Consider the following 9,843-nt stretch of genomic DNA (forward strand, 5'->3'; position numbering starts at 1 on the left):
GGCGCAAAGAGAGGCGCAATGAGCAAGATGGCAGCCGCGGCTGTCATGATCGCGGCCGCCGGGATGCCGGGCGTCGCCCGGGCGCAAGCAGCCATGCCGGCTGAAGCTGGCGTGCTGCCGCTTGAGTCCGCCGTGCGCGACGCCGTTGGCCAGTCGCCGGACGTGCAGATGGCCGAGGCCCGCCGCGATGCGGTGCTGGCCCGGGCGGATGGCATCCGTGCCGGCACTGCCGAGGCCGTGGTGCGGGCCATCGGGCAGCGCCGCCAGGTGCGCGAGCCGTCCGACCGGTTTGCCGAAGGGCAACTGGCGCTGGAGCGCCCGCTGCGGCTATGGGGCAAGGCCGACGCCGATGGCGAACTGGCCGATGCCACGGCGCAGTCGGGCCAGCTCGCTGTGATGGATGCACGCCATGAAGTCTCGCGGCAGATCCTGTCGCTGTGGTTCGGGGCACTGCGCGCGCAGCAGGCGCGGCTGGCGGCGCAGGGCGACGACAGCCTGGCGGGCGAGCTGGCGGCCGTCACTGCGCGCCGGGTGCAGGCCGGCGATGCGGCACCCATGGACCATGAGCTTCTGCTGGCCGAGCGCGCCCGCACCGCCGCCACGCTGGCCAGCGCGCGCGCGGCGGAGGCGGCGGCGCTAGCCGAGTTGCGGGTGCGCTTCCCGGGCCTGGGCGTGCCCGGCGGCCTGCCGGCGGATGTGCGCCTGCAGGCGTTGCCGGACGACCCCGCCGATGCGCTGCGCAGCCGCTATGTGGAGGACAGCCACGAGTTTCGCCTCGCCCAGTCGCAGGAGACGCAAGCCCAGCGGCAGGCCCGGCGCACCGACCTGGAGCGCAAGCCGGACCCGACCGTGGGCGTGTTCTTCACGGTGGAGCGCGGCGGCGCGGAGCGGATTGCCGGCGTGAGCATCAGCATGCCGCTTGGCTCCGCGCACCGGCGTTCGGCGGCGGTGGCGGCAGCGGCCGACGCGCAGGCGGCCGCCCGCAGCCGGGTGGCGGTGGAGCGCAGGATCGGCGCCGAGTTCGAGGTGCTGTACCGCGGCCTGGAAGGCAAGCGCGCCGCAGCCGTGGCGCAGGCCGAAGCGCTCGCGCTACAGCGCAGCGCCGCGGCACGCACCGGCCGGGCCTACAAGGCGGGGGAAACCGGCCTGAGCGAACTGCTGATGGTCCGGCGTACCTTGGCCGATACCACGCTGGCCGAACGCGTGGCCCTGGTCGATGCGCTGGAGGCCGATAGCCGGCTACGCCTGGACCTGCACCGGATGTGGGACTTCGACGATTGAGCGCGTCGCTGCCCGGGTGCGGTGCGCCCGGGCAGCGGGCGTCCGGCTAAGGGCTACCGGCTTGCGCGGCCACGCTTTGCCGGATGACTGGCATCGGCCGCTTCGCCAGCCACCTGCGCGCTCGCCAGCAGGCCGCGCAGGAACAGCATCAGCATCCGGCCCGTCGGGTCGGCGCTTGTCGTGCCCCGTTGCAGCGCGAGGCCATGGGCGAGCGCCATGAAACCCGCGGCCAGCTCTTCCGGCTGGGCTGGCGGCACGCGGCCCAGATGGCGGAACAGGCGCTCGATCAAGCCGCCGAGTTCGCCGCGGTGCGTCTCGCAGACCGCGCGGTAAACGCTGGCAAACGACGGGCTGCGATTGGCATGCATCTGCAGCTCGATCGATAGCATGGCCCAGTCGGCATCCGCATGGAGCGCCGCGGCCCAGGCATCCAGGCCCGCGAGCACCTCTGCGCCGGCGTGCTCCGCCGTGTCGAACACCGCTGCCAGCTGCTTTGCCTCGGCCTCCATATGGCCGCGCAGCAGATCGAGCAAAAGCGCCTCCTTGTCCGGGAAGTTCGAATAGAACGCCCCCTGCGAATACCCCGCTTCCTCCGCGATATCCCGGATCGACGTGCCGCCGAAGCCACGCTGCATAAACAAGCTGCGCGCGGCCTCAAGCAGGCGCTCGCGGGTCTGCGCCTGGCTTTGCTCGCGGCTCAGGCGCTTGCGCGGGGTGGGTTGCTTCATTGGCGTGGTACTGGGCGTGGCATTGGGCATGGCGAGAGGGATTGCCGTATCGATTGCATTTGGGACTTCAACTGTTATCATAAAGGATATCAATCGATATCTAGATTTCATATGACCTTCGAGATAAAGGCCTGTCCATGAACTTGCAAACCGCTTTCGTGACCGGTGCCACCGGTCTGCTCGGCAACAATCTTGTCCGCGAACTGCGGGGCCGCGGTGTCGCGGTCAAGGCGCTGGTGCGCTCGGCGGAAAAGGCCAGGCAGCAATTCGGCGATCTCGCGGGTGTGGAGTTCGTGGTTGGCGACATGGCCGATGTCGAGGCGTTCGCCCCGGCCATGCACGGCTGCGATGTGGTGTTCCATACCGCCGCGTTCTTCCGCGACAACTACAAGGGTGGCAGTCACTGGGAAACGCTCAGGCGCATCAATGTCGACGGCACGGCCGCCCTGATCGCGCAAGCCCATGCGGCGGGCGTGCGCCGCTTCGTGCAGACCTCGTCCATCGCCGTGCTCAATGGCGCGCCGGGTTCGGTGATCGATGAAACGCATGTGCGCGATCCCGCCGACGCCGATGAGTACTATCGCAGCAAGATCCTGGGCGACCGCGCCGTCCTGGCTTTCCTCGAGAATGCCCCCGAGATGCATGCCACGTTCGTGCTGCCCGGCTGGATGTGGGGGCCGGGCGATATCGGGCCGACGTCAGCCGGACAAGTCGCGCTCGATACGGTAATGCGCCGCTTGCCGGGCCTGGTTCCAGGGAGCTTTTCCGTGGTCGACGCCCGCGATGTCGCACAGGCCCATATTGCCGCGGCGCTGCGCGGGCGGCGTGGCGAGCGCTATCTCGCGGCGGGCCGGCATATGACCATGCGCGAGCTGATCCCGCTGATCGGACGCACCGCGGGGGTGGCAACGCCCAAGCGCGCGCTGCCCGTGCCGTTGTTGTTTGCGCTGGCCTGCGTGCAGGAGATCTACGCCCGGGTCAGCGGCAAGCCGATCCTGCTCAGCCTTGCAACCGTGCGGCTGATGGTGAAGGAAGCGGACCGGACACGCTTTAGCCATGCCAAAAGCGAGGGCGAGCTTGGCTTGGGCTTCCGGCCCGTGGATCACACGGTTCGCGATGTCATTGCCTGGTATCGGGCGCACGGATGGCTGCCGGGCGCGGCGTGAGGGCTGGGGGCGCAAGCTGAACGCCATGGCTGCGGGGCCGGGCGGCGGAGCAGGCCAAGGTCATGCCGATTTTGCATAGGCTGCCCCCGCGCCTTGTGGAAGAATGCATGCATTCTTCCAGTGCGCACCCGTACTGCAACCCAGGCCCCGGCGCCCGCCAGCCTTACCCTACCCACCATGAACGAAGAAATCGTCTATCTCAACGGCGAGCTCACGCCCCTGTCCGAAGCCCGCGTCCCCGTGCTGGATCGCGGCTTTATCTTTGGCGATGGCGTGTATGAAGTGGTCCCTATCTATGCCGGCAAGCCGTTCCGCCTGCAGCAGCACCTGGCGCGGCTGGCGCGCAGCCTGGACACCATCGGCATCCCCAACCCGCACGCCGACGCGCAGTGGATGGCGCTGATCGACCGTGTGGTGCAGGCCAACGGCCTCGCCGACCAGATGGTGTACATCCAGGTCACGCGCGGCGTGGCGCGGCGCACCCATGCCTTCCCGAAGACGGTGACGCCGACGGTGCTCATCATGACCAACCCGATGTCGCTGCCCTCGGCGGCCATGCGCGAGAAGGGCGTGTCCTGCGTGACAGCGCAGGACAAGCGCTGGCTGCACTGCCAGGTGAAATCCACCTCGCTGCTGGGCAATGTGCTGGCGGCGCAGAACGCGGTGGAGAACGACGCCACCGAGACCATCCAGTTTCGCGACGGGATGTTGACCGAGGCCTCCGCGTCCAACGTCTGGGTGGTCAGCAAGGGCCGGGTCTCGGCGCCGCCGAAGGACAACCTGATCCTGGAAGGGATCCGCTACGGCTGGATGGAGGAGCTGTGCGCGGCGCTGGATATCTCGCTGGAAGCGCGCCGCATTTCGCAGGACGAGGTGATGGGCGCGGATGAGGTGCTGCTGACCTCGGCCAGCAAGGAGATCCTGCCGGTGGTCACCATCGACGGCAAGACCATCGGCGATGGCGAGCCCGGCCCGGTGTTCAAGAAGTTGTACGCCGCATACCAGGAAGCCAAAGCGGCCACGCAGGCGGCGTGATCAACGCCTAAGCGCGCGGCGTGGCTATTCGGCGCGAGCCGGCTACCCCGCAGCGCGCTGCATGAAGACAAGCGGCCATATGTGATAGCTCGTTCCACAAGATTCCCTTCCGGCAGCGCGATCCCGCTCGCCTGACATGATCCGCGCTAGACAGAAATGCCCCCGCGTTGCATGCTCTGCGAACGCGGACATTCAACTGTTGAGAGGAATCGCATATGGAACAACCAGCACGCAACCAGATCGCCGCTACCCTGATCCCGGGCGACGGCATTGGCCCGGAAGTGGTGCAAGCCACCGTCAAGGTGTTGGACGCGCTGGGGGCGCCGTTTTCCTGGGACGTGCAGCAGGCTGGCATGGCGGGCATCGACCAGGGCGGTGATCCGCTGCCGGAGGCCACCCTCGAGAGCATCCGCCGCACAGGCCTGGCGCTCAAGGGCCCGCTGACCACGCCGGTGGGCGGGGGCTTCCGCTCGGTCAATGTGCGGCTGCGCGAAGCCTTCAACCTCTTTGCCAACGTACGGCCCGCGCGCACGCTGGTGCCAGGCCGCTTCGAGGATATCGACCTGGTGCTGGTGCGCGAGAACGTGGGCGGCTTCTACGTGGCGCACGATTACTACATCGCCGTGGGCGATGACCCGCATGCGGTGGCCGTGTCCACCGGCACCAATACGCGCGACGCCTGCCGGCGCATCGCCCGTTTTGCGTTCGAGTATGCGGTCAAGAACCAGCGCAAGAAGATCACCGTGGTGCACAAGGCCAATATCCTGAAGGCGCTGACCGGCATCTTCCTGGAGGCCGCGCGCGAGGTGGCGCAGGACTACGTTGGCCGCGTGGAGATGGATGATCGCATCGTCGATGCCTGCGCCATGCAGCTCGTGCTCAATCCCTGGCAGTTCGACATGCTGCTTTGTACCAACCTGTTCGGCGACATCCTGTCCGATCAGATCGCCGGCCTTGTCGGCGGGCTGGGCATGGCGCCGGGCGCCAATATCGGCGAGACGGCAGCCATCTTCGAAGCCGTGCACGGCTCCGCGCCGGACATCGCCGGCAAGGGCATCGCCAACCCGATCTCGCTGATGCTGGCCGCCGGCCTGATGCTCGAGCATGTGGGCCGCCAGGACCTGGCGGCGCGGCTGCGCCAGGCGATCGACCTGGCGCTCAACCAGGACCAGGTGAAAACCGGCGACCTCAAGGGCTCGGCCTCGACCTTGCAGTTTGCCGAGACGGTGATCAAGCGGCTGGGGTGACCGCGCGGCGAGCGTCCCGGCCTGCGCCGGGCAGCTTACTACTACCTCTGCCATTCCCCACAGCGGCAGGGCGGAGCAACCCCGATAGCCTGAACGCACCCACTTGCGTACGATGTCTGCGCCGCAACCGTCACTCCCGATACGGCCGGCGTTAACCGAGGGCTTGGCATGCAGACATCGGAACCCTACCTCCACTTTCGTCTCGATTCGAATGACGATCACAAGATCGAGGTCCACCGCTGGCAGGGCGGCGTCGCGCCGCGTGCCGTGGTCCAGATCGCGCATGGCATGGGCGAGCATGCGCTGCGTTACCGGCCCCTGGCCGACGCGCTGGTGCGCGCGGGCTACGTGGTCTACGCCAGCGAGCATCGCGGACACGGCGCCGATGCAGCCGCGCAGGACAAGCTTGGCGACTTCGGCCCGCGTGGCTTCGCCGCGCTGGCGGACGACATGGCCGTGCTCAGCCGGCACGCACGCGCGCAGCATCCCGGGGTGCCGCTGATCCTGTTTGGCCACAGCATGGGCTCGTTCGCAGCGCAGTGCTACCTGGTTGCGCACAGCGATCTGCTCGACGGCGTGTCGCTGTCGGGTACCACCGCGGTGGATCTGATGCTGGCAGCGGCGCAGGCGGGATTCAAGCTGGAAGACATGAACGCCGGGGTGCCGGATGGCCGCACGCCATTCGACTGGCTCAGCCGCGACCCCGCCCAGGTGGATGCGTATCTGGCCGATCCGTTGTGCGGGTTCACCGTGACGCCGGCATCGCGCGCCTCGATGTTCACCGAGTGCGCGCGCCTGGCCGAGCCGGATACGCTGCGCCGTATCCGTCCGGCGTTGCCGATGTACCTGTTCACCGGCGATGCGGATCCGGTCAACCATCACCTGGCATGGTTCGAGCCGCTGGTCAGCCGCTACCGCGCGGCAGGGCAGGCCGATGTGTCGTCCCACGTGTTCGGCGGGGCGCGGCATGAAACGTTGAACGAGACCAACCGCGAGGAAGTGGTCGCGGTGTTCATCGCGTGGATCGAGCGGGTAGTGTCCAGCCGCTGAATTGCTGATTTGCCGATGGCGCTAGGCTAGCAGCCGCGCCTCGGTCAGCGCCTGCAACTCGCCGAAGGTCATGCCCTCGGCCATGGCCTCCACGCGCAAGCCGCTGGGCGTCACGCGCATCACCGCCAGGTCGGTATAGATGCGGCTGACCACACCGCTTGCCGTCAACGGCAGCGTGCAGCGGTGCAACAGGCGCGGGCGAGCGTCGCGCGTGGTGTGTTCCATCAGCACCCAGACCTCGCGCGCGCCGAAGGCCAGCTCCATGGCGCCGCCCACCGCGGGCGGCGTGTTCGGGTCGCCGCGGCTCCAGTTGGCCAGGTCGCCGTTCTCCGCCACTTCGTAGGCGCCAAGGATGGCCAGATCCAGGTGGCCGCCGCGCATCATCGCGAAGCTCAGCGCGGAATCGAAGATGGCCGCGCCAGGCTGCAGCGTCACCGGCTGCTTGCTGGCATTGATCAGGTCCGGGTTCTCCTGCCCCAGCGGCGGGCGTGGCCCGAGATGCAGGATGCCGTTTTCGCTATGCAGGAAGACCTCGCGCTCCCGCGGGATCATGTCGCCGACCAGCGTCGGCAGGCCGATGCCCAGGTTGACGTAGGCGCCCGGCCGGATGTCCTGCGCCGCGCGCCGGGCGATCTGTTCCCTGTTCCATCGCTTCATGGCTGGCTCCCGGCTTGTGGCTTGTTGGCGTTAGCGGTGACGACGCGGTGGACAAAGATGCCGGGCGTCACGATATGTTCGGGGTTCATCGCGCCGGCCTCGACCATCGCCTCCACCTCCGCCACCACCACGCGCGCCGCCGTGGCCATGATGGGGTTGAAGTTGCGGCCCGCCAGGTGATAGTCCAGGTTGCCAAGGCGATCCGCATGGCGTGCGCGAATCAGCGCAAAGTCCGCATGCAGCGGCAGCTCCAGCACGTGCGGCACACCGTTGATCTCCCGCGTGTCCTTGCCTTGGGCAAGGATCGTCCCGGCCGTGATGGGGCAGTAGAAGCCGCCCAGCCCGGCTCCGGCGCAGCGAATGCGCTCCACCAGCGTGCCCTGCGCCACCAGCTCCAGCTCGATCTCGCCGCGCCGGTAAGCGTCGCGGAACGCCGTGGCGCCCGCTGTCAGCGGGTAGGAGCAGACCAGCTTGCGCATGCGCCGGGCTTCGATCAGGCTCGCCACGCCTTCGCCGTCGTAGCCGGCGTTGTTGGAGATCACCGTGAGATCCCGCGCGCCGTGCGCCAGCACTGCGGCGATCAGGCCGTCGGGCAGGCCCGCGCTGCCGAAGCCGCCCACCATCACGGTGGCGCCGTCGCGCAGGTCGGCGATGGCCTCTGCGCAGCTTGCTACCCGTTTGTTGACCAATCCCATGCCCGACTTGCTCCCGATACGTGACGCGGCGCAGCCGCCAAGTCATGCATCATGCGGCGCAGGCTTTGATAGGTTCAAGTGCGCAAAGCTTAATTGTTGATAAGCTGCGCTTATATTGAAAGCGGGCTATCGCGATGAACCTCGAACTCCGACACTACCGATACTTTGCCGCGCTGGCCGAGGAGCTGCACTTTGGCCGCGCGGCGGAGCGCCTGGGCATATCGCAGCCGGCGTTGAGCCAGCAGTTCCGGTGGATCGAACAAGAGGCGGGCGCGCCGCTGCTCTCGCGCAGCAAGCGCCGCATTGCGCTGACCGAGGTGGGTGCCGTTTTTTACGAGGAAGCAATGGGTGTGCTGCGCCAGGTCCAGCATGCCGGGCTGGTCACGGCCAGTGCCAGCCGGGGTGATGTCGGCGGCGCTGCCATCGGGTATGTGGCGTCGGCCGCGTTGTCAGGCTTGCTGCCAAGGCTCGTCTATCGTTTTCGCCAGGATCATCCGGCCGTGCGGCTTGCCATGCGGGAGATGGACATGCCGGCCCAGCTCGAAGCGGTGGCACGTGGCGAACTCGATATCGGCTTTATCCGGCCACCGCTGCGGTCCCTGCCAGAAGGGCTGGCCTTGTTCGACATCGCGTCCGAAGCCGTCGTGGTGGCCTTGCACGCCACCCATGCGCTGGCTGGCCGCGCCCGCGTCGACGTAGCCACGCTGCGCGACGAGACCTTTATCTGCACGCATACCGAGCACGGTACGGGCTTCTACGCCATCACGCTCGCCATCTGCGGCAATGCCGGCTTCCAGCCACGCGTAGAGGCTTTGTCGACCCAGATGGCTACCATCATCAGCATGGTGGCGGCCGGGTTTGGCGTGGCGCTGATCCCCGCCTCGATGCGCGCGTTCGCCCCGCCCGACGTGGTATTCAAGCCGCTGGCCCGCAACGACGTGGTGTCGCAACTGGCCGTGGTCCATCGCAAGAACGAGCGCTCGCCTACGGTGCTGAGGCTGATCGAGCGCTGCCGCGAGGCGAAGGGGGCAGAGCGGCAGCCAGAGTAAATCGTGCGGCAAGCCTTCTAGCCTTATAGCTTTATAGCCCTATGCCAGTCCGCATCTGCCGCGCCACCGCCGCCGCTTATTTCTTGAAGCGCGTGGCTTCCGCCTGCGTGACAGAGCCTGCGTCGGCGCCGTTGAGGTCCACTCGCGCAGCGCCTTCCGTGAGACATGCCTTGTAACGGGTCCCGCGGCACCAGGTCTTGATGGCTTCGCGCAACTCCGCCTCTTGCAAGCCCAGCTCGCTAGCGTAGCCAAGCAGATCGTCGAAGATGCCGACTTTCAACGCTCGCTTTGGCGCAGGGTTCTTAGGGAAGGCCAGGGGGAAGCGCTTTTGAAGCCGCCCGATGTTCCGTACAACAGGATCCACCGGTTTCGACTGGGCCGCTTGCGCGGATGGGCGGGCGCGTGTGGGCTTGGCCGCCGGCTTGGGTTTGGCCTGTTGCGCCAGCTGCGCTTTCAGCGCAGCAAGTTGTTCGAATCCCATAGTGTTCTGTTGTGAAGAGGTGAGGAGTGAAGGCGAATTTTAGCGGAAGCCGGTCAGCCCCGAGGTTTGATGCTCGATTGTGCGCTTTGGGGCGCTTTTTTTGTGCCGACTAAATTTTCCAGAAAAGACTTGCCAGCACCGTGCCGACAGCTTAGTATTCGCCCCCTTCCGCAGTACAACGCTCAGCTGCAAAGCAGACGGGCGAAGGTTGCGGGGATGGCAGGAAAGGTGAGAAGAGCGCGTAGCGAATCTAACCCGAGCAAGAAAAGATTAAAAAAGTATTGATGAAACGCAGATAATTCTTTATARTCTCGTTTCTCTGCTGCAGCAAACGCAGCGACGCGGTAAGCAAAGCGAACCGTGGCCAGTTCTTTAACAAACAAACAACCGATAAGTGTGGGCGCTTGATAGCGGATGCGGAAGACTTCGGTCTTTTAGCTTACAAGTTATAAAG

Annotated in this window: 10 protein-coding genes; 6 read left to right on the forward strand and 4 right to left on the reverse strand. The window is 66.8% G+C overall.

What is annotated here, in order from left to right; all coding sequences use genetic code 11:
- Positions 1-18: 18 nt before the first annotated feature.
- Positions 19-1,281, forward strand: coding sequence for a TolC family protein (locus AB4061_RS33265; RefSeq protein WP_441640436.1), 1,263 nt, complete (start codon positions 19-21; stop codon positions 1,279-1,281).
- Between the two features lie 53 nt (positions 1,282-1,334).
- Here AB4061_RS33265 and AB4061_RS33270 read toward each other — a convergent pair whose 3' ends face one another.
- Complete coding sequence (locus AB4061_RS33270) at positions 1,335-2,009, reverse strand: TetR/AcrR family transcriptional regulator (protein WP_441640437.1); 675 nt, start codon at positions 2,007-2,009, stop codon at positions 1,335-1,337.
- A 137-nt stretch (positions 2,010-2,146) separates the two neighbouring features.
- On the opposite strand from AB4061_RS33270, the gene AB4061_RS33275 reads away from it, so the two are divergent.
- The 4 genes from AB4061_RS33275 (at position 2,147) to AB4061_RS33290 (ending at position 6,507) form a co-directional block, all read left to right on the forward strand.
- Positions 2,147-3,175, forward strand: a complete 1,029-nt coding sequence (locus tag AB4061_RS33275; protein WP_441640438.1) for an SDR family oxidoreductase — start codon at positions 2,147-2,149, stop codon at positions 3,173-3,175.
- A 177-nt stretch (positions 3,176-3,352) separates the two neighbouring features.
- A complete protein-coding gene (locus AB4061_RS33280) occupies positions 3,353-4,210 on the forward strand; it encodes a D-amino acid aminotransferase (RefSeq protein WP_441640439.1) in 858 nt (285 codons plus the stop codon).
- Between the two features lie 215 nt (positions 4,211-4,425).
- Positions 4,426-5,457 carry an isocitrate/isopropylmalate dehydrogenase family protein gene (locus AB4061_RS33285; RefSeq protein WP_441640440.1) on the forward strand — a complete coding sequence of 344 codons (1,032 nt, stop codon included), beginning with the start codon at positions 4,426-4,428 and terminating at the stop codon, positions 5,455-5,457.
- A gap of 168 nt (positions 5,458-5,625) precedes the next feature.
- Entirely contained in the window at positions 5,626-6,507 is an 882-nt protein-coding gene (locus AB4061_RS33290) for an alpha/beta fold hydrolase (RefSeq protein ID WP_441640441.1), read from the forward strand.
- A gap of 21 nt (positions 6,508-6,528) precedes the next feature.
- Here AB4061_RS33290 and AB4061_RS33295 read toward each other — a convergent pair whose 3' ends face one another.
- On the reverse strand, positions 6,529-7,164 hold the full coding sequence (locus AB4061_RS33295) for a 3-oxoacid CoA-transferase subunit B (protein ID WP_441640442.1): 636 nt from the start codon (positions 7,162-7,164) through the stop codon (positions 6,529-6,531).
- Entirely contained in the window at positions 7,161-7,853 is a 693-nt protein-coding gene (locus tag AB4061_RS33300) for a 3-oxoacid CoA-transferase subunit A (protein ID WP_441640445.1), read from the reverse strand. The genes AB4061_RS33295 and AB4061_RS33300 overlap by 4 nt, the downstream gene beginning before the upstream one ends.
- Positions 7,854-7,993: 140 nt before the next feature.
- On the opposite strand from AB4061_RS33300, the gene AB4061_RS33305 reads away from it, so the two are divergent.
- A complete protein-coding gene (locus tag AB4061_RS33305) occupies positions 7,994-8,908 on the forward strand; it encodes a LysR family transcriptional regulator (RefSeq protein WP_441640443.1) in 915 nt (304 codons plus the stop codon).
- A gap of 76 nt (positions 8,909-8,984) precedes the next feature.
- Here the strand turns inward: AB4061_RS33305 and AB4061_RS33310 are convergent, their stop codons facing one another.
- Positions 8,985-9,389: a ProQ/FinO family protein gene (locus AB4061_RS33310; protein WP_174426743.1), complete on the reverse strand. Its 405-nt coding sequence runs from the start codon at positions 9,387-9,389 to the stop codon at positions 8,985-8,987.
- Positions 9,390-9,843: the final 454 nt, after the last annotated feature.

This window comes from Cupriavidus sp. YAF13, assembly GCF_052113425.1.
Classification (GTDB): domain Bacteria; phylum Pseudomonadota; class Gammaproteobacteria; order Burkholderiales; family Burkholderiaceae; genus Cupriavidus.

Bases quoted from the DNA above. Each gene is read 5' to 3' on its own strand.
- AB4061_RS33285 (WP_441640440.1), top strand. From the start codon at position 4,426: ATGGAACAACCAGCACGCAACCAGATCGCCGCTACCCTGATCCCGGGC.
- AB4061_RS33310 (WP_174426743.1), bottom strand. From the start codon at position 9,389: ATGGGATTCGAACAACTTGCTGCGCTGAAAGCGCAGCTGGCGCAACAG.
- AB4061_RS33305 (WP_441640443.1), top strand. From the start codon at position 7,994: ATGAACCTCGAACTCCGACACTACCGATACTTTGCCGCGCTGGCCGAG.
- AB4061_RS33290 (WP_441640441.1), top strand. From the start codon at position 5,626: ATGCAGACATCGGAACCCTACCTCCACTTTCGTCTCGATTCGAATGAC.
- AB4061_RS33270 (WP_441640437.1), bottom strand. From the start codon at position 2,009: ATGAAGCAACCCACCCCGCGCAAGCGCCTGAGCCGCGAGCAAAGCCAG.
- AB4061_RS33275 (WP_441640438.1), top strand. From the start codon at position 2,147: ATGAACTTGCAAACCGCTTTCGTGACCGGTGCCACCGGTCTGCTCGGC.
- AB4061_RS33295 (WP_441640442.1), bottom strand. From the start codon at position 7,164: ATGAAGCGATGGAACAGGGAACAGATCGCCCGGCGCGCGGCGCAGGAC.
- AB4061_RS33280 (WP_441640439.1), top strand. From the start codon at position 3,353: ATGAACGAAGAAATCGTCTATCTCAACGGCGAGCTCACGCCCCTGTCC.
- AB4061_RS33265 (WP_441640436.1), top strand. From the start codon at position 19: ATGAGCAAGATGGCAGCCGCGGCTGTCATGATCGCGGCCGCCGGGATG.